This is a genomic window from Chitinophaga ginsengisoli, from assembly GCF_003014595.1.
Lineage (GTDB): Bacteria > Bacteroidota > Bacteroidia > Chitinophagales > Chitinophagaceae > Chitinophaga > Chitinophaga ginsengisoli.
Map to the genome: position 1 here is coordinate 1 of NZ_PYGK01000019.1, position 18,764 is coordinate 18,764.

Genomic DNA, 18,764 nt, shown 5'->3' on the forward strand with positions numbered 1-18,764 from the left:
AAATAATACTCAAATATCTGCCCAATATCTATATAATACACTATACCGCATTCCAGCTAGATTTGTCCCAGATAAATAACAATCAATATATAGCAATCTATACTGCCGTATATAAAAATAAAGAGGGTGCCTCTTTATTTTTGAGACACCCTCGAAAATTTCCAAGGATCATTGGGAGAGGGTCTAGTAGCCCGGTATCCCAAAGGCAAATCTGATACTGCAAGAAGCGTTGAATCATAAGAAATTGCCTCGCCTAAACCAGTCACATTGTAATCCGAGTCTTCAACTCCTTGAGTTGCACCTGTAAATTCCCACATTCCATCATCTTCGTGATGGAAAACGTTTAGTATAGGCTCACCTTTTCTGAACACCCATTTAGAAACTATAACTGCAGTATTTAAATCCTCATTAAAAGTTTTCATTCATTTGGTTTTTATTCTTATTAGAAAATACCTCTGTGGGTGATCCTTTCTGGAAATAAGTACTACTTTTCATTATGCTACTGAATAATAAACTTCGATCCGTCGGTAGTTAACTCGGCTTTCGTCTTATTTACCCAGTCGATGAAATTCTTAGTTCCATAACTCTCTGAAGTGACATTTTTATCTTTAACCAACAACGTCTTTTAAATGCTGTAAATAGTTTGTCTGCCCAGTTTAAAAATTCCTCGTCTTTTTGAAAAAGACGCTTGCCTTCATAATATTGCGTGTCAAAATACAATCTGCTTCGGTGAAGTTCTTTGTTACTGTAAGGGTAAAAGCCGCCAATAGCAAATTCTATAGCATTACTTCTAGTTGTGTCTATAGAATATTCTTGCCTGGTATCAAGATACCCATAAGTTAGCGTATTCAAATATTCCTCTTTGCAAAGGCAAACCTAAAAAACAAAATCCTGATTTCTTTCAGTGTCGTAGTTAATAGGCTGCCCGGATTTGGGGTATGCTTCATAATAATTTCACAGCCCATGCTCATAAAAAAATGCCAAACTGCCGATATATCATCCGGCGCTAAAAAGAAATTCACCTGTTTTGAATTCATTTTTCATACAATTAGAATATCAATTATATAATGGGAACCAAGGGCGTTGATCGTTGAAGTATATTTGATTTTTCGTAATTAAAGACAGCACATAAAACCTGTGTATTATACTTAAAGTAAAGGAGGAAACCCATATTTAAGCTCCCCGTTTTTTAAGAATATGCCGTATTAAAACTGATGCCTATTCTGATCAGGAATTGGTGAGAGCTGCCAAGGATCAATTGGTGATGATCTGAATGCCCTATACCCTAAGGGTAAGTCTGCTACTTCAAAAATCCCAGGATCTATATTAATCATTTCCGACAATAGAATAACATTGTAATCTGTATCTACTATTGCCTGAGTTTGCCCAGTAAATTCCCAAGCGCCATCTTCCTCATGATGAAATATATTCAATATAGGTTCGCGGTTCTTTATAATGAATCGAGTAGTAAATACAAGCGTCGTCGGTTTATCTTTGAAAGCCTTCATTGCTTAAGTTTTGTGGTTTTATTTGGTCGTGCTAAATTCTCTTTTATGTTAATAATACATGCATCTATTACGAAGTGCAGCACGGCTTTCGAATTAGAGTTTTAGTCAATGCAAATATTGAAACAACTTCACTTAACTCATAAATTATACGACAAAATTCACAGGTTACGCCGTAACCTGTAAAAAAATCAGAGTACTATTCAGACCATCAGGGGACAATAAACTTCGATCCGTCGACGGTCATGGTCGCCCTCGTTCTATTCACCCAATTAATTAAATTTCTTGTACCATAAATATCTCGCAAGATGCTTTTATCCTTCACTAGAAAAGCCTTCTTAAAGGCTTTAAATATATTGTCTGCCCAGAATAAGAATTCTTCATCCCTTTGGAAAAGGCTATCGCCTTCACAATACCGCGAAACAAAATATAATCTGCTCCTATGAATTTCTTTGTTGCTGTAAGGATAAAATCCGCCAATAGAAAATTCTATCGCATTACTCTTAAGTATGTCTATATAATACTCCTGTCTGCATTCAAGACATCGAAATGCCAGCGTTTCCAAGAATTCTGGCGTGCAGAGATAAAGGTGAAAAGCATCTTTCAGATCTTTTTTTATATCAAAGTATACAGGCTGTCCAGATTTACGAGTATTTTCCTGGACAACTTCACAACCCACCTCTGTAAAAAAATTAATCACTTCTGCCTGATCTTCTGGTGCTAAAAAGAAATTTACCTGTTTTGAATTCATTAGCCATGAAATTTTACATGTCCACCTTGTGAAGGATATGAAAATAAACTGTATAAATACACACTTTTAAATGCAAAATATAAGCTGTTGCTGGATTAAAATCTGAATCCGATGTTAATGGATTAAATTTTCACTTCACTATCGTCGTATCTTATATGTTCAAGATCACGGGAATACCCCATCAGGGAACAATAAATTTCGGAAAATATTGCCGTATTATTTTACGGAATCAGGCTTTTGAAGTTTAAGCGATTCAGCCGAACCATTACGTCTGCCAGCCAAATAGTCACATAAGCGCTCTTCAACGTGCTCGGCTTCCCATACTGAAGCTGCATCCAAACCCAAACATTCCTCATAGCTTGATCGAGTTATCTTTCCTGTATTGGTATCATACAACTCAATAACTTCCGGATTCTTGATGTTTTGTATAAATTTCATCGGTAACACCTGAAGAGTTGTTGGAATATCATCTTTTGCTATCTTTTCCCATCTCCCCGAAGTTATAGCCTCTTTCACCACTGCAACGCTGAATAATACATCGCTATTCGCAATACGACTTACATCCTCATCAACGTTATCGGTAAAATAATTGTAAAAAGCATAATTTGCCTTTTCCAATATTCTGCCATAGGCCATTTTTTTACACGGCAATTCAATTTTGAAAACTGAGCCTGGTGTTATTTGTTGTCTCATATCATTGCTTATTCTATTTTTTATATAGTCTTCAGCAGCTTCCATATATTCATCTTTGTTAGGATTGTTGTGGCTGATATCATTGATGGCATTTCCAGATGTGCCACCATCTGATTTGCACCACCGTTTTTTTTATTCCAATCTATTCTAGACCACGACCTGCCTTTGTATCATCAGTCGCGTGCTGAAGTCTTGCGGGTTTATGCGTATCGTTCATGTGGTGGCCTCTATCTCTATCTTCTACATTTGCTCCGGTGTCTTCGTTGAAGGTCCAGTACTTCTTCCTGTATAATTTCCATCCTTTTTCGGGTCTTTAGCGTCCTTCTGACATATTACAGTAGTTTTATCACCTTTCTTCTTATTACCATTATCATTTGGTGACGCCGCACTTTGATTTAGCTTTTGAATTCTGTGTCTTCTGCTGTGCTGGTGCATTCGCTGCTGGCTGCTTAGCTGGCGTTTTCGCCATACTCAACTGCGCCCCATTTTTAACGGATGAACGTGGTTGACGATACAGCTCCTGCTGCTGCCAATATTCTCCATTACCTGCCTCCAGTCAACCTGTTCGGCCTTGTCTACAGCCTGCATGATCACAACCGTAAGTCCTGTTGCAGCACCTAGAGCCTCAAGACCCGCTACAATTGCAGGAATAGCTATAGCAAAGCCAGGAATAGGTCTTTTTCCATCCGGGTCACCAAATTTAATAGGATTATTGGCTCCAAAGTGATATGGTGAAAAATTTTCCTGATCTTTTGTTTCTGAATCGATCTGGAGGAAGCGACTTATCTGCGCATTGTACGTTCTGGCATTAAAATCATACAGCCCTACTTCTGAGCCGTCGCTCAACTCTTCACTTTGCAATTCGTTGCCGTTATTCAATGTATTAACTGCTTCTCTATCTCCTTTGCGTGAGTAATCTTCCAATTGAGGTCTCGTATAAGGTAGGAACCACAGCATTTGCATCCAGACTTGGTTCATATTTATGTTGTGATAGAAGTTAACCACTTCAAACGGTTTCTCGTCAATTCGTTTTTCGGTATAATTACTCCGCTAATTGGCTGGAAATGTGGAATGTGGGCCGTTAGTAAGAATAGCCACCAGAGCGGGTTGAAATAAAAATAGGCGTTCGCAGTGAACGCCTATCAGAACTTGTATTCCCGCTGGGATTCACTACCTAGGACCCATACATTAAAAGTGGATGCTCTACTACCAACGGAACCAAGGGATCAATGATAATCCTACCCCTATACACTTCCTTCCATTTCAAACACTGCAACAGCCTTTGGAATCTATCATTGAGGCACGCAGGATTCAAAGCAAGGTAATAGTACAGAAAAATCGTAAAAGGACACGCATCGGTCGCGAACAGTGCTCCTAACTGTGGCACTACCAGATATCTAAAAAATCTTATCTTTACCCAGTCGGTAAAAGCGGAATTATTCTCCCGGACTACGATCTAAAACAATTAAGGAATCGTCAACAGAACTGCGCAGAATAACTACCAATCGACATTAACATAAATCGTATAAAGCTCTTTACATAGTCTCCTATCTGTACTGCGGTGCGTAATCCGTGAGCGTACAACAGAAGAGATATGCATGAAATTGATTACTAATTATTTGCGAAGGCTTCAAATCCAGTCTGCACGACTGATGGAGTGTGTAAGTCGAACTAAATTTACGGATAACGTCAAGATTTAAAGCGGTGAGTAAATCCGTGAGTAACTGAAAGCTCATCCGTGAAAACAAGCCACTAGACTAACAATCAAAGATTTGTTCGAATCTTGTCATCCCGACTGAAAAAAGAAGCCCTTCAGATCATTAGATTTGAAGGGATCTTAAATTCTTCGCAAAAGCTTCATCACATCGGGGGTGACATTAAAGAATATTAAGAATCAGACCAATATTTATTCCCGTATATTCCTTCTTATTCTACTTAGCGATGACTGGGTAATGCCAAGATAGGACGCAAGATAAGACAATGGGATTCTATTTGCCAGCGTGGGAAAATTTGTCAGGAACCTGAGATAGCGTTCTTTTGCATCATCAGCCATCATAGGACTGATCCGGTTGACTTTATCAACCATCCCTTTGGCTGTTATTTTCCCTATGATCATATCCCAGCCAACGATGGTCATTGATAACTCATCTAATGCATTCTTCGATATAGCGATGTATTCACAGTCAGTTACTGCCTGTACATACTCAACAGCGGGAATGCCCTGGTTTAAGCTTTCCACATCTGCAATAAAATGATTCTCATCAAAAAAATACTTAGTGATCTCGTCGCCTTTATTGTTATAATAGCACACACGCATAACCCCTTCCGTGAGGAAAATAACCTCCCGGAATATCTTTCCTGCTTCGTGATAATATGTATCTTTCCTTATTGTCTTTACCTTTGCCTTGCTTTTAACAAGGTCTATTTGTTGCAGGTTAAGTTGTCCAAACTGCAATAAATAATTAATCAGTTGTTCCATAAATATTCTATTTCATCTGACTCATTAACATCTTATCGAATGCCTTATCAGACAATATTCTCCTGATAAACAACATGGGTTTGGCCATAGCTCCTCCAATATATCTCGTTTTAGGATGATTTGCTTCAATGCCTTTCAGTATAAGTTTGGCTATCACAACGGGATCGACCGCATTCTTCTCCATCGATGAATACATTTTTTCAATTCCTAAAGCTAGCTTACTGTATACAGTATTACCGGAAACACGCATCAGATCTGCAGCACCAATAGCTATCATTTCGGATTTTGTACCGCCAGGTTCAATAACTATCACATCTACTCCAAATTCTCTTACTTCATTTCTTAGCGCATCGCTCAAACCTTCTATTGCAAACTTACTAGCATGATACCAACTTCCCATAGGTAAGCCAACTTTGCCTCCTACGGAAGATATATTGATGATCTTCCCGTATTTATTTTCACGCATACCTGGCAACACTAATTGTATCAGCCGGGCAGCACCGAACAGATTTATTTCCAGTTGATTTTTAGCTTCTGCAATTGGCACGTCTTCCAGAGAGCCATAAGAGCCAAGGCCTGCACTGTTTATAAGTACATCTACTTTCCCTACTTCTGAAATTATTTTCTTAATACAGAACACAATACTATCGTCACGGGTAATATCAAGTGCAATAATATTTACACCGTACTTTATTAATTCCTGTAGCTTTTCAGCTCTGCGTGCTGCACCATAAACGTTATATCCTTTTTGGGACAGGTAAATAGCGGTTGCCTTACCAATTCCGGAAGAAGCCCCTGTAACCAATACTGTCTTTGCCATTTTTTTTATTTTAGCATTTAAAGAATGAAACAAAGGTCGTTCAAGTAAAAATGATAAGATTTGTCTTTTGGCAAAAAACAAGTATGGAAATAATTTTCCTGCTATAACGAAAAATAATGGCTCACTGGTGGCAATATAAGAAAGTATTCAATAAACGAGTTCGACAATTGTCCATCCTTCCCCGACCAGCAATTTACAAGAGCCTTCAAGTCGTTTGATTTGAAGGCTCTTTTTGGTTCGAAGTATTATTGATAAGAGTCCGGTTAATTCTAAGGAAAACAAGAATGTCTGACCGAATTATGAACCCACAATCCGAGCAGAGAGGGATTGATACTCCTTACTTATGAAGCGAGTCGCCGGCCGATCAAATGGTCTACACTGTATTTGCCAGCCCCTAACAGCAGAATTGCTGTGTAGACCAACAAATAATAAAAACCGCCAGCAGCCTCTCCAAAGATATCGCCGTGGTGAGCTACAAACACAATGACTATTGAAGTAATTAAGAGAGGAATAATTGCCAGGCGGGTAAACAAACCAATAACCAGGAGCACTGAACAGAATATTTCAGCAATAATAACCAACCATAAGGATGCTGTACTGCCTAAACCCAGAAAGTTCATAAACTCTCCTACAATTTCGCCAAAATCCTTCAATTTAAAAAAGCCATGAGGCATCATCAGGATGCCAAAACCAATTCGCAAAACCAAGGAAGCCAGATCGGCATAACACCAGGACAAACTGCGAATAAATAGATTCTTCATCATTTGATTATTTTTAGATAAAGCCACTGAATATTGTAGCCCACATAAAGAGAATCCCTTTTTTACCGCTTTTCTATTTTTTAATGACTTACAAGAAATATAAATGACCAATTGAATTGGCCATTTTTTTTCTAATTCCGGTTGATTTTATTTTATTTTACCAATATGCGAGGAATGGGTAAAAGTATTTTAGACAAGCGTTGGTTTCAGGAACTGCTGATTGTAGTCGTAGCATTCCTTTTTTCAACATTAAACTCCTGGGATCTATTTACAAACTGGCAAGATGCCCAAAAAGCAATCGTCATATTTTTAATAACTTATGCCCATTCACAAGTCAATCGTTTCTTTTTACTTCCGCTTTTGTTGCAAACACATAAATATTTTGCCTATTTAACTTATAGCATGCTCCTGACTTTTTTCTTCGGCGGTGTATTGTACCTGGTATATACCAATTGGTTTCACACCCAGGCGGTAAGTAATCTTACTGAGGTTCAAAAATATCTTATCCACGTAATTTGTTGTGTATTAAGTCTGGCAACTATGCTTACCCCTTTTTTGTTATTGCATTTGTATACAGAACAAAAGAAAAAGGTTGCGGCACAACTCGCCATGAATCAAATGGAGTTAAAAGTTTTGCAATCTCAACTTAATCCGCATTTTCTATTCAATACATTTAATAATATTTATGGTATCAGCTTGCAGCATCCATCCAGCGTTCCTGACCTTCTATTGCAGGTTTCAAAATTGATGCGATACCAGTTGGAGAGCCATGCCCACCAATGGGTAAATTTGGGAGATGAACTCTCGTTTATTGAAGGATATATTGCATTGGAAGAAGAAAGACTTGGATCGCGGTGTGCTATAAGTTATGAATACATTAATGAAACAGCAGGTACTTCTTTCTTCATAGCACCGCTGTTGTTGATAGCGTATATTGAAAACGCTTTTAAACATGGCACCGACAATGTGGATGGTAGTTTCGTTAATATTAATATTCATGTGACAAATGATATGATTAATATGAGAATTATAAATTCTATGCCACCTGGAAGAAAGAAAAACGATGATTTTACGGGTGTTGGACTCAAAAACGCAAACCACAGATTGAATTTATTATATGAAGAAAAATACAGACTGGATATAAATTCAAATTCAGATGCCTATTCCGTAAATCTCGTTTTACCTCTAATCAAACACAAAAATGCAGCATAAGATCAAGTGTTTAATTGTTGATGATGAACAAGCCGCACACTATGTTCTGATAAATTATATTAATTGTATTACCCATCTTGAATTAGTCGGACAATGTTATAATGGATCAGAAGCTATAAATTTTCTACATCTACAAAAAGTTGATTTAATTTTTATGGACATAGACATGCCTGTACTTTCAGGTTTTGATTTTTTGAAAACATTTGCCAACCCTCCCGCAGTTATTTTCACAACAGCCCACGCTTCTTTTGCTTTGGAAAGTTATGATTATGAAATTGTTGATTATTTATTAAAACCCATTGGGTTTCCCCGTTTTTTGAAAGCCATTGATCGTTTTATTAAGTCCCGATCACACCAATTACAGATCATTGATCTGAAATCAGAAACATCTATTTCACTAAAAGTAGACCGGGATATGGTTACAATCCCATTTTCTGAAATAATTTATACTCAGAGTTTAGGAAATTATGTAAAAATTATAACCAGTCAGAGCAGCTATGTTTGTTCAATCACCACAACCGAACTCGAAAAGAGATTACCTTCGCATCTATTCCAACGCATTCACAAATCGCATATAATTTCTTTGGCAAAAATTGAAAAGTTTAATCAATCTGGTGTTCTTATAGGTAAAGAAATTTTACCTGTGGGCATCACTTATAGAAGAGAATTAGGTGAAAGACTGCAATAAACCGCCACATCAAAGCCAGTCTTTTTTTATGACGCACATTTATTTGTTAGTTAAAATATGTTCTGTCCGCCTTTTTTATCGCCTGTATGTCCCAAACAGCCTGTCCCAAAGGTTTGTATAGAAGCCAAAATTGTAACCCACATACTCATGATGTTCATGATGGAAAGTAGAAGTGCCTAAATACCTGAGTACCGGCCATTGGCGTATTGCGGCAGGAAGCGGTTCTATACCCAGGTGCCCGGTAAGTCCGAACGCGAGGTTCAGAGTGAGGTACAGGATGATAGCATAAATATTAAAAGGAAAGAGCATGAGCAGGAACAGCCACAGACCACCAAAACAAACGGTTTCCACCGGGTGCAGAATGAACAGGTCCATTGGTTTAGGATGTATAGCCTGGTGATGTAACCCGTGAACAGCCCGGTAAAGAAAAGTTTTGTGGATCAGATAATGGAAAAGGAACATAAGCAGGTCCATTGCCATGAACAAAAGCAGGAAATGCGTTATAACCTTCCATGAAACTTCATAGCTGATTGTAATGAACCCCTGCTTCCACAACCAGTAACCGGCATAAGTAACCACCGTGTTTAGCATATTAGTGCCTGCACAAATGATCCACTCATTGCGTGTAGCGGCAATAGGTGTTACAGTTTGCGGCGACAGCCGCCGTTGAATATTCCTGCCCAATACCAGCACCAGCACGGTTAGCAGCACATTTTCTACCAGGAAGACGGCGCCGATAAGCCATTCAGACAATGTAGCGAAAGATTGCAGGAATTGTTGCATAGGAACGATAATCAGCCTAAAAATAGCTAAATATCGCATAAAAGAAAGAGGGGCGTATCATAGGATAAAACTGCGCTTCTTTGCTAAGTTGATTAATAATAATAATTTGCAAAAATTGACACCTTCAAAAAATAGCGTCAAGGAGCTTTATGAAGTATTTTCTATTTTGTTTATCGTTTCTCTTTTCAATCACCGCATTTTCGCAAACGCCTTTCAAATCAGAAATAACCATTGACGCAACACAAAAAGGGCAAGAGATTAGTCCGCTTCAATATGGTCAATTCATTGAGCATTTAGGGCGGGCTGTCGCGGGGGGCATTTATGATGAACATTCTACATTATCAGACTCAAATGGTTTTAGAATGGATGTACTGGAAAAGGTGAAGGAATTGCGCACTCCTGTATTGCGGTATCCCGGTGGAACTTTTACCAAAATATACCACTGGCAGGATGGCGTTGGCCCGAAAGCATCCCGTAAAAAACGGAAAAATCTCATTTGGGGAGGTGTGGACGATAATCATTTTGGTACGGCAGAATTCATTGTCTACTGCCGTAAAATCGGGGCTGAACCTTTTTTGGTTGTCAATATGGCAACCGGAACACCCGAAGAGGCGGCCAACTGGGTGGAGTATTGTAACGGCACAACTGACACGTATTACGCCAATTTGCGAAGGAAAGATGGATTTGAAAACCCCTTCAACGTAAAATATTGGGGTATTGGCAATGAGGAAGGAGCGGAACCTGATATGGGACGGCACCAGGACGTTGATCAGTATATTAAAGACACGTGGCAATTTGTCAAAATGATGAAACTGCAAGACAGCAGTTTGAAACTTGTCCTGGTTGGAAATCCGGAGGATCTTCACTGGAGCCGTACGGTACTCGCCAGGTTAGGACCGGTATGCGATTATTTGTCAATTCATCTTTATTCCATCCCTGCCGATACGAGTTTTAAATCACTCATTCAATCAATCGACCGCATTGAACAGCCGCTTACCCAGGTAGATTCGCTACTGACGGCAACACCCATCAATGTCGAAAACTTCAGTCGGTGGTATAGATTTCCGGCAAGGTCAGGACCAATAAAAATTGCGGTAGACGAATGGGGCATCTGGGACATTAATTCCGGCAAAGGCAAAGGTGCCTATGGGTTGGAATATCAATACAACTGGTTGCACGCTTTAGGTGTGGCCACGTTTTTAAATCTCTTTCAACGTCATAGTCATTCTATAGGCATGGCTACCTGGGCCCAGACTGTCAATGTACTTGCCCCCATCATGTCTGATTCAGCAGGTTCTTACCGTCAAACGATATTTGCACCTCTTAAAGCGTTTAGAGACTATGTGGGGAAATACAACTTGCCAACGCAAACCACAACGCATGAATCAAGTCCCGGAATTAAAGCAATCGATGCAGCATCAAGCAGGTCTGGTGACAGCAATCAAATTATACTTACAATAGTGAATAGGGATGTTGATCACTCTGCCGAAACCGTTGTCCATGTTAAAAATCATCAACTAAGTCAACAGCGGGTAACCTTAAAGCAAATTTCTTATACCGGGAAAAGTTTGTACAGCGTTAACTCAGCAACGAATGAGAACACGGTTATAAAAACAGAAATTAAGAAAAACGTGGCCCCGACTGATTTCAAGATCATGTTAGCGCCAGCATCATTTACCGTTATCATCCTGAATGGCCTGCAATAAATTCTTCATAAGAACCAGCTCCTGGTAGCGGGTTCTTAATTCGAATTTTCACGAACCCGCTGCATTTTCAGCTTCCTTGTATCTATGGTTGTTCCATTTTCGTCATTTACATATTCCAGAATGTCACCTGGCTGGCAGCCCAATGCTTTACAAATTGCGTCTAATGTGCTAAAGCGAATTGCTTTCGCCTTCCCCGTCTTTAAGATAGAAAGGTTGGATAATGTCAGATCAACTCTTTCAGAGAGTTCATTTAGAGAAATTTTTCGCTTTGCCATCATCACGTCCAAGTTTACAATAATCTATTAAGCAAATAGCCGTCTGAAAATCAGACAGCTATTTGTTTTGGCTGAAAACTAACAAAATGAATGACGAAGCCAGTCAGTCTTTCAACGTGCTGCTTTTTAAACTCATCGCTTTGGTTTCCCAGGATCATCCGCAGGATTTACATACGTTACTCCCGAAGCACCGTATCCTGTTATTTCAACAATAACAGGTTCATCCCTGGTCATTGCAAAATGATTCTGATCCGGAATTTCCGAGTAAATACTTCCAACAGGAAGTTTCTTCAATTTGCTTTCCTCAAATACGTCGCCATACCCAAAATACCATGTTCCTGCTACTACCGTACCGACCCTGTCGTCCGGATGCAGGTGAGCCGGTATTTTTGTATTTGCTGCTACCTTTAACAGAATCGTATACAGACCGGGTTTGGAAGGATCTCCATGAATAACGATCACCTGCACAGCACTTAAGTTGGAAGAACCGGGAGCAGACGGACCGGTTGACTTCGCGGCCATAACTTCCTTTGGCGTCATTCTGAGCTGTTCATTGTTGACTGACTGTGCACTTGCCGTAGCAGCAAACAGGAACAGCAGGAATAATATGTTTAATTTAACTGTGTGCATAAAGTTCATTTTTTATTGACTACTTATTAGGAGATTTTAGACTTAAGAACAAAAGGGACACTCTTCCAGGAAAGATCTGGCGTATGTACCAGTTATTTTGCAAGCAGAAACTCAAGCAAATCATGTTGTACCTGCGGAGTATTCTCCTGTACTATCCAATGCCCTGCACCCTTAATTATAGATGCAGTGACATGCTCGGCAACCAGCTTGCAATGGTCCGGCAGAAAGCTTCCTCCATATTCGCTGCCCATTGCCAGCAAAGGCATTTTCAATCGCTTCTTCATGAACTCCTTATTATCCAATGCATCCTCGTTAAAAGCAGCAAACCAATGGAAAGCACCGTATGTTGATTTTGGGGTACTATACGCACGTATAAACTCTTCTGTTTCTTCCGTGGTAAATGCATGCTCTACATGTCCTACAACAGGCCAAAAACCTGTAAGAAACGCCCTTTCCTTCCCGGCAACAACATCTGCTGCTGCAGGCATGGCAAAAAAGCCAAACCACCATGCCTTCGCCCTTACCTCACTCCAAACAGGTTCCACGCCAGGCAATAATGCGTCCAGCAGCGCCACTTTCGTTACCTCATCACCAAACTGGGCCGCGTACGCATATGCTACCATCAAACCAATATCATGACCAACTACATGCGCCCTATTGTAACCTAGCTGTTTAATAAGCCCATGTAGATCCTGAGCCAACTGTTTTTTGGTATAACCAGTGTCAGGCTTATCACTTTCACCAAGCCCCGGCAAGTCAGGAGCGATAACGGTAAAATGTTTAGAAAGTTCTGGCAATAAACGGTTCCACATATACCAGTTTTGTCCAAACCCGTGGATCAGTAATAATGGTTCACCAGAACCGCCAATTACATAATGTATTTTGATACCATTAATAGCAGCTGTCTGGCTTTTAAAATTCGATGGTGGCTGTACCGGTTTTAATGTCCCTTTGCTTGAATCTGCATCAATAGCGCCGGCAGTTTTTACATGCGGTGACTGGCCGCTACATGCAACAAACAGAAAGGCAGCAACAAAAGCAATTGTCAATTTCATCATAGAAAGTTTTATGTGGTTATTTGAATTTTTGTCTGGAGTTATTTATTTAGCGGAAGAATATCCCCGATATCGTTCATTATCCTATTTCCCTTCATAATACTTTGACTGTTTCTCTATCCATTTAAGAATATACTCCGCATCTATTTCCCAGGTTGATTGTCCCAGCACAAAATGATTACGTCCCTCAAATTCTTTGTAATCCGTGACGGAATTACTGTGCCCGTATTTTTTATAATTCGCATAATTCAGAGAAGCAGGTATAGTGTTATCAGCACTACCTGAGGTAAGCAGCAAGGGAGCATGAGGGTTCTCAAAATTCACTCTTGCGGCCTTCGTGATCGTATCCCTCACAATAAGTTTTGACTCAGGTATGGCAAACTTATAGTAGGCATCCTTTTGTTCATCACATTCCATCCCGTTGGTGAATGCATATTGCCATTGTTCAAAAGACATTAAGAATGTTTTCTTTGCTGATGTAAAAAAGCCAAGCGGGCCCCAACCGGCTTTTAAAAATGATAACTTAAAAGTGAAGATACCCTGCGGTGGAACGGAATGAATAGCAACGCCCAAAGCGCCTAATCCCTGCTGTAATAAAAGCTGTACAATAAGCCCTCCGATTGAGTGCCCGATTAATATGGGTTTCTCCGGCAATGCCTTTACCACCGAAGCATAATAATCGACTAATACCGATAACCTCATGGATGCAATCTTTTCGTTAGGATGACTATTACGCAGCACTTCAGCTGATGCATCTTTATGAGGCCATGAGGGGGCAATTGTTTTGTATCCATTTTGCTCATAATAGATCTTCCAGTTATCCCAGCAACTACTGCTTACAAAAGCACCCGTAATAAAAACTATTGTTCTTGTAGGAATACCTTTCATGATTCATTTTTTGGTTAGTAACAGCTGTCGATACCAAACAAAGTGCCACCAACCTAAACAACTATCAATCATACACTTGAAGAAAACGAAATATGAAACCACCGCGAAATGTCGTGGTAATAAAACAATGCCATGAAATAAAACGGCATTATTGTACCTTTAAAAGGACAGAAGCACAATACAGCACACAGGTACATTATATTTTTACAATAAATATGCGAAGGCAAATTATATATGTGGTTATACTGATGACAATGGTACATGTTGCGTTTGCTGCCCGGCGGATCGACTACGACGTCGCTGGCTTCCCATTTCAATTAAAGCAAAGTAAAGAAGACACTACAAGAGTAATACTGCTGCTGCAATTAAGTGATCACTATTTTCACAAAGCCTCCGGCGACACAAAATATCTTGACAGTTCTCTATTATATGAATATGCCGCTGAACAGCTCAGCAAAAAATTAAATTACCCTAAAGGCATCGGAAACAGTTATGAACAACTTTCTAAAATTCTGCATGTACAAAACAATACAGCCAAAGCGAGAACATTTGCTGATAAAGCAATAGAAATCTTTAAGGCTCACGATTTATTCCTGGAGTTAGGATATGCTTACTATGATCTGTCAGGCTACTATTCAATAAATACTAGTGATGAATTGACAGAACGAATACGCATAGTTGAACAACTCGCGTTACCAGCCTTCCAAAAGTCCGGAAACATATTAAAAGAGGCTGACGTCCTGAAAGAGCTGGCTGATTTAGTGCAGCTAACAGGAAATTATTCAAGGGCTTTAGCTATACTGCATCGTTCCCTTCAATTATACCAATCAATCCAATATACTAAGCTTGAAGATATCTATGATCTTTTAGGCGCCGTCTATAGCGTCACCGGAAATAATGAGCAGGCTTTAAAGTATGGACTGCTTTCCCTAAACGCCGCAGCAGCCGCTAACGATACAAGCATTCAACTGGCTACTATTTTTAACCGCATAGGTTCAACCTATAACCGGATGAAAAAATATAACGCCGCTTATGAATATTTTCAAAAAGCACTTACTGTTGCAAAAAAATACAATAACAGGGAAACAATTGATTTACTGATATCTAAAATCTCAAGAACACTCATAGCCTTAAATAAACCGCATGAGGCATTGGAGGTTTTGCAGGAGGCACAACAAAAATATCCGTCTGAGGATATTTATTCCAGGCTATATCTCACTGCAAGCTTTCTGATGACTTATAAGGAACTAAAGCAATACCAACAAGCGCAAAAGTATTGTGACCAGCTCCTGGATATTTCTAAAAACCTTGACAAATATGAACCTGACCAGAGCGAGGTTCAATATCCGGTAACAGAATTTTATCTGGCGACACATCAATATGAACTTGCCCGTAAACACCTTGCCCAATCTGACACCTTTTACAAGGCCATTCAGAGTCCTTTGGAATTAAACCAGAATCATTTTTTATGGTTTAAGCTGGACTCTATACAAGGCAATTATCTTGCTGCAATTGCCCATTACCAGATGTATAAAACGTTAAGTGATTCTTTATTAAATGAAACCACCAGCAAGCACATTGAACAACTGCAGGTAGAGTTTGAGACCGAAAAGAAAGACCAGGATATCAAGATGCTTGAAAATGCAACGAAACTACAGCAAAACAGATTAACACAGGCCAATCACACCCGCAACTGGATTATTGGAGCTGTTCTCTTGCTGCTTGTCATTATAGGCTTGCAGGCAAACAATTCATGGATAAAACAACAGGCTAATAAAAAGTTAAAAGTTCAGCAACAGGAAATTGAAAAGAAAAACTCTGCGCTTCAACACTTGATCACAGAAAAAGAATGGCTTATAAAGGAGATCCATCATCGTGTGAAGAACAATTTCCATACAGTTTCAGGCTTACTGGCTACTCAATCGGAATACCTCAAAACAAATGAAGCTATCGAAGCCGTGAGTGAAAGCCATCATCGTATCCAGGCGATGTCCCTCATTCATCAGAAACTGTATCAATCAGACAACTTATCTGCCATCTATATGCCAGACTATGTATACGAACTGGCAGATTATCTGCGTGACAGCTTCAATATACGCAAGTCCGTTCAATTCAATCTACAAATTGAGCCGATAGAACTAAACTTGTCACATTGCATTCCGCTTGGACTCATTATGAATGAAGCCATCACTAACTCCATCAAATACGCTTTTCCAGATAAGAAAAACGGTACTATCTGCATCTCATTAAAACATACATCTGAGAGTAATTTACAGTTAACTATTAGTGATGATGGGGTGGGCTTACGACAAAACTTAGCTACCCAAAGCCATCAGTCAATGGGCATGAAGTTAATGTATGGATTGAGTGAAGATATAGACGGAAAATTTAGCATAACCGGTCACAATGGAACTGAAATAACACTGGAGTTCATTTATGACGCTTGATAAGCACAACTACTATCCCAAATAAGAGTTAAAAAATTCATGTTATATGAAAGAGAAAATATTAATTGTAGAAGACCAGTTTGTAGAAGCTGACTACCTACGACTTATGCTAACCCAGGCAGGCTATATAATTGCAGGCATTGCACGCTCCGTTGCGCAGGCAGAGCAGATCATAAAAAGCGAAAAGCCTGATTTTGTGTTAGTAGATATTTTTCTGAAAGGCAAGCAGACAGGAATTGACCTGGCGAAACAATTATCTGCTGATAACATTCCGTTTGTTTATTTGTCTGCCAATTCCAATGAGGAGATACTGAATGTTGCCAAAACTACGGAACCTTACGGTTTTTTAGTAAAGCCCTTCCGGGAAAAAGACCTGCTTATTGCACTCGAAATCGCGCACTATCGCCACAAACACAACCAGGAATCCAAATGGCATACAGAAAAACAATTAAGAAAAGAGCTACTTAATATTCAGAAAGAAGGAGCTAACTGGGATACAAAAGTCATAGAAACGGCTAAAGTGCTTCAAAAACTCATACCATTCGACTGCATATGCGTAAAATTCAAGCCGCTGGAAAGCAGGTACTACAGTGGTTTTTTATTTAGAAGGGCTGGATTTAGTGAATACCAAACAATTGACATCAACAGTCTCTCAAATATATCCGGCAGGCCTGCAGAAGATATTAAACGCCTGCTTGAACACAGTCCTATTGACAATACAGCAAGGTGGTATAATGGTGATGATTTTAATAAACTGACTTCCGTTCATCCCATGAAGGCCTTGATTGCAAAAGTGTTTGGTTTTTCCTCTAATATTGTGCTGCCATTTATAACCTCCGATAGCTATATGTTTTCGCTCAGTTTCTTCCGCCGTTCTGAAGAAGGCTATAATCCGGAACATCTCGATATGCTTTTCCGCCTGCAACAACCGTTGATCGCTGTCATGAACAGCATCCCGGCCAATGAAAAAAGATCCGCCTTATCAATACATCCTGAATTCAATATCATTACCAATAGCAAAACATCCAACACAAATCCGGATTTCGGAACTATCATTGGGAAAAGCCCCGCGTTGCTGAAGGTAATGGATTTGATAGGCCAGGTAGCCTATTCAGATACTTCTGTTCTATTGTTGGGAGAAAGCGGCACCGGAAAGGAGAAAATTGCTGATGCTATTCATAATTTATCTACCAGGAAAAATAAACCTTTTATAAAAGTAAACTGTGCGGCACTGCCTGCAACGTTAATCGAATCTGAATTATTTGGTCATGAGAAAGGGGCCTTTACAGGTGCATATGATAAGCGTATCGGAAAGTTTGAAAAAGCTGACAGTGGAACTATTCTACTGGATGAAATCGGAGAAATGCCGCTTGAACTGCAGGTGAAGTTATTGCGGGTATTGCAGGAAAAGGAAATAGAAAGAATAGGCGGCAGAGATACACTAAAAATCGACGTAAGAATTATTGCAGCAACAAATAAAAACCTCGAAAAAGAAGTGGCTGAAGGGCGTTTCCGGCTTGACCTCTATTATCGTTTGAACGTCTTCCCCATCCGGATTCCACCACTGCGTGAACGCAAAGAAGATATGCCGGCACTGGCATATCACTTCATGAATTATTACAACCAAAAATCCGGCAAAAAGATCAGCGGTATCTCGGACAATGTTTTAAAAAGCATGATGGCATATGACTGGCCAGGGAATATCCGCGAACTTGAGCATTTGATAGAAAGGAGCATTTTGCTTGCCAAGGGGAACTTTATAGAAGACATTCAACTGCCGGTTACACAAAAAACGTCAGACGCTGACGTTGAAAACTCCTATATAAAGACAATCCACGAGAATGAACGAGACTATATTATTTCTATCCTGAAAAAATGTAACGGAAGGATCTGGGGCGCAGGAGCAGCTGCTGAAATGTTGAATATTCCTCCCTCAACATTAAAATCAAGGATGAAAAAACTGGGAATAAGGAAAGAATTTATTCCGTAACAACAGGCATGAATTAGAAAAGGCTTTGTGAAGAAAATTCACAAAACCTTTTTTTAAGCAGTTCGATTCATCAGACACCTA

General features: G+C 39.5%; 18 protein-coding genes. 5 read left to right on the forward strand and 13 right to left on the reverse strand.

Annotation, left to right across the window (positions count from 1 at the left end; all coding sequences use genetic code 11):
- Positions 1-134 precede the first annotated feature (134 nt).
- The 8 genes from CLV42_RS29530 to CLV42_RS29575 form a co-directional block, all read right to left on the reverse strand.
- Entirely contained in the window at positions 135-422 is a 288-nt protein-coding gene (locus CLV42_RS29530) for a hypothetical protein (RefSeq protein ID WP_106605548.1), read from the reverse strand.
- A gap of 783 nt (positions 423-1,205) precedes the next feature.
- Positions 1,206-1,508 carry a hypothetical protein gene (locus tag CLV42_RS29545; protein WP_106605551.1) on the reverse strand — a complete coding sequence of 101 codons (303 nt, stop codon included), beginning with the start codon at positions 1,506-1,508 and terminating at the stop codon, positions 1,206-1,208.
- A 208-nt stretch (positions 1,509-1,716) separates the two neighbouring features.
- Positions 1,717-2,256, reverse strand: coding sequence for a hypothetical protein (locus CLV42_RS29550; protein WP_106605552.1), 540 nt, complete (start codon positions 2,254-2,256; stop codon positions 1,717-1,719).
- A gap of 216 nt (positions 2,257-2,472) precedes the next feature.
- The gene (locus CLV42_RS29555; protein WP_106605553.1) at positions 2,473-2,994 is read right to left on the reverse strand and encodes an immunity 26/phosphotriesterase HocA family protein; all 522 of its coding nucleotides are present in this window, start codon (positions 2,992-2,994) and stop codon (positions 2,473-2,475) included.
- Between the two features lie 426 nt (positions 2,995-3,420).
- Positions 3,421-3,927 (reverse strand): RHS repeat domain-containing protein, encoded by a 507-nt coding sequence (locus CLV42_RS29560; RefSeq protein WP_106605554.1) that lies wholly within the window; start codon positions 3,925-3,927, stop codon positions 3,421-3,423.
- A gap of 928 nt (positions 3,928-4,855) precedes the next feature.
- Entirely contained in the window at positions 4,856-5,428 is a 573-nt protein-coding gene (locus CLV42_RS29565) for a Crp/Fnr family transcriptional regulator (protein WP_106605555.1), read from the reverse strand.
- Positions 5,429-5,435: 7 nt separating this feature from the next.
- Positions 5,436-6,248, reverse strand: a complete 813-nt coding sequence (locus CLV42_RS29570; protein ID WP_106605556.1) for an oxidoreductase — start codon at positions 6,246-6,248, stop codon at positions 5,436-5,438.
- A 341-nt stretch (positions 6,249-6,589) separates the two neighbouring features.
- Complete coding sequence (locus tag CLV42_RS29575) at positions 6,590-7,012, reverse strand: DoxX family protein (protein WP_211303552.1); 423 nt, start codon at positions 7,010-7,012, stop codon at positions 6,590-6,592.
- A gap of 171 nt (positions 7,013-7,183) precedes the next feature.
- On the opposite strand from CLV42_RS29575, the gene CLV42_RS29580 reads away from it, so the two are divergent.
- A complete protein-coding gene (locus tag CLV42_RS29580; RefSeq protein ID WP_170117703.1) occupies positions 7,184-8,221 on the forward strand; it encodes a sensor histidine kinase in 1,038 nt (345 codons plus the stop codon).
- A complete protein-coding gene (locus tag CLV42_RS29585) occupies positions 8,211-8,909 on the forward strand; it encodes a LytR/AlgR family response regulator transcription factor (protein WP_106605558.1) in 699 nt (232 codons plus the stop codon). The genes CLV42_RS29580 and CLV42_RS29585 overlap by 11 nt, the downstream gene beginning before the upstream one ends.
- Positions 8,910-8,984: 75 nt before the next feature.
- Here CLV42_RS29585 and CLV42_RS29590 read toward each other — a convergent pair whose 3' ends face one another.
- A complete protein-coding gene (locus tag CLV42_RS29590; protein WP_106605559.1) occupies positions 8,985-9,692 on the reverse strand; it encodes a sterol desaturase family protein in 708 nt (235 codons plus the stop codon).
- Positions 9,693-9,841: 149 nt separating this feature from the next.
- Between CLV42_RS29590 and CLV42_RS29595 the strand changes: the two genes are divergently transcribed.
- Complete coding sequence (locus CLV42_RS29595; protein ID WP_106605560.1) at positions 9,842-11,398, forward strand: alpha-L-arabinofuranosidase C-terminal domain-containing protein; 1,557 nt, start codon at positions 9,842-9,844, stop codon at positions 11,396-11,398.
- Between the two features lie 35 nt (positions 11,399-11,433).
- On the opposite strand, the gene CLV42_RS29600 is transcribed toward CLV42_RS29595, so the two are convergent.
- From CLV42_RS29600 to CLV42_RS29615, 4 genes are all read right to left on the reverse strand, one after another.
- Positions 11,434-11,676 (reverse strand): helix-turn-helix domain-containing protein, encoded by a 243-nt coding sequence (locus CLV42_RS29600; RefSeq protein WP_106605561.1) that lies wholly within the window; start codon positions 11,674-11,676, stop codon positions 11,434-11,436.
- 129 nt (positions 11,677-11,805) lie between these two features.
- Positions 11,806-12,303: a cupin domain-containing protein gene (locus CLV42_RS29605; RefSeq protein ID WP_106605562.1), complete on the reverse strand. Its 498-nt coding sequence runs from the start codon at positions 12,301-12,303 to the stop codon at positions 11,806-11,808.
- 92 nt (positions 12,304-12,395) lie between these two features.
- Positions 12,396-13,358 (reverse strand): alpha/beta fold hydrolase, encoded by a 963-nt coding sequence (locus CLV42_RS29610; protein ID WP_106605563.1) that lies wholly within the window; start codon positions 13,356-13,358, stop codon positions 12,396-12,398.
- 84 nt (positions 13,359-13,442) lie between these two features.
- Positions 13,443-14,246, reverse strand: a complete 804-nt coding sequence (locus tag CLV42_RS29615) for an alpha/beta fold hydrolase (protein WP_106605564.1) — start codon at positions 14,244-14,246, stop codon at positions 13,443-13,445.
- 254 nt (positions 14,247-14,500) lie between these two features.
- On the opposite strand from CLV42_RS29615, the gene CLV42_RS29620 reads away from it, so the two are divergent.
- Both CLV42_RS29620 and CLV42_RS29625 read left to right on the forward strand, forming a co-directional pair.
- Positions 14,501-16,693, forward strand: coding sequence for a histidine kinase dimerization/phosphoacceptor domain -containing protein (locus CLV42_RS29620; protein WP_170117704.1), 2,193 nt, complete (start codon positions 14,501-14,503; stop codon positions 16,691-16,693).
- A 46-nt stretch (positions 16,694-16,739) separates the two neighbouring features.
- Complete coding sequence (locus tag CLV42_RS29625; RefSeq protein WP_106605566.1) at positions 16,740-18,683, forward strand: sigma 54-interacting response regulator; 1,944 nt, start codon at positions 16,740-16,742, stop codon at positions 18,681-18,683.
- Positions 18,684-18,764 lie beyond the last annotated feature (81 nt).

Coding starts and splice junctions, on each gene's coding strand:
- CLV42_RS29530 (WP_106605548.1), bottom strand. CDS start 422: ATGAAAACTTTTAATGAGGATTTAAATACTGCAGTTATAGTTTCTAAA.
- CLV42_RS29545 (WP_106605551.1), bottom strand. CDS start 1,508: ATGAAGGCTTTCAAAGATAAACCGACGACGCTTGTATTTACTACTCGA.
- CLV42_RS29550 (WP_106605552.1), bottom strand. CDS start 2,256: ATGAATTCAAAACAGGTAAATTTCTTTTTAGCACCAGAAGATCAGGCA.
- CLV42_RS29555 (WP_106605553.1), bottom strand. CDS start 2,994: ATGGAAGCTGCTGAAGACTATATAAAAAATAGAATAAGCAATGATATG.
- CLV42_RS29560 (WP_106605554.1), bottom strand. CDS start 3,927: ATGAACCAAGTCTGGATGCAAATGCTGTGGTTCCTACCTTATACGAGA.
- CLV42_RS29565 (WP_106605555.1), bottom strand. CDS start 5,428: ATGGAACAACTGATTAATTATTTATTGCAGTTTGGACAACTTAACCTG.
- CLV42_RS29570 (WP_106605556.1), bottom strand. CDS start 6,248: ATGGCAAAGACAGTATTGGTTACAGGGGCTTCTTCCGGAATTGGTAAG.
- CLV42_RS29575 (WP_211303552.1), bottom strand. CDS start 7,012: ATGATGAAGAATCTATTTATTCGCAGTTTGTCCTGGTGTTATGCCGAT.
- CLV42_RS29580 (WP_170117703.1), top strand. CDS start 7,184: ATGGGTAAAAGTATTTTAGACAAGCGTTGGTTTCAGGAACTGCTGATT.
- CLV42_RS29585 (WP_106605558.1), top strand. CDS start 8,211: ATGCAGCATAAGATCAAGTGTTTAATTGTTGATGATGAACAAGCCGCA.
- CLV42_RS29590 (WP_106605559.1), bottom strand. CDS start 9,692: ATGCAACAATTCCTGCAATCTTTCGCTACATTGTCTGAATGGCTTATC.
- CLV42_RS29595 (WP_106605560.1), top strand. CDS start 9,842: ATGAAGTATTTTCTATTTTGTTTATCGTTTCTCTTTTCAATCACCGCA.
- CLV42_RS29600 (WP_106605561.1), bottom strand. CDS start 11,676: ATGATGGCAAAGCGAAAAATTTCTCTAAATGAACTCTCTGAAAGAGTT.
- CLV42_RS29605 (WP_106605562.1), bottom strand. CDS start 12,303: ATGCACACAGTTAAATTAAACATATTATTCCTGCTGTTCCTGTTTGCT.
- CLV42_RS29610 (WP_106605563.1), bottom strand. CDS start 13,358: ATGAAATTGACAATTGCTTTTGTTGCTGCCTTTCTGTTTGTTGCATGT.
- CLV42_RS29615 (WP_106605564.1), bottom strand. CDS start 14,246: ATGAAAGGTATTCCTACAAGAACAATAGTTTTTATTACGGGTGCTTTT.
- CLV42_RS29620 (WP_170117704.1), top strand. CDS start 14,501: ATGGTACATGTTGCGTTTGCTGCCCGGCGGATCGACTACGACGTCGCT.
- CLV42_RS29625 (WP_106605566.1), top strand. CDS start 16,740: ATGAAAGAGAAAATATTAATTGTAGAAGACCAGTTTGTAGAAGCTGAC.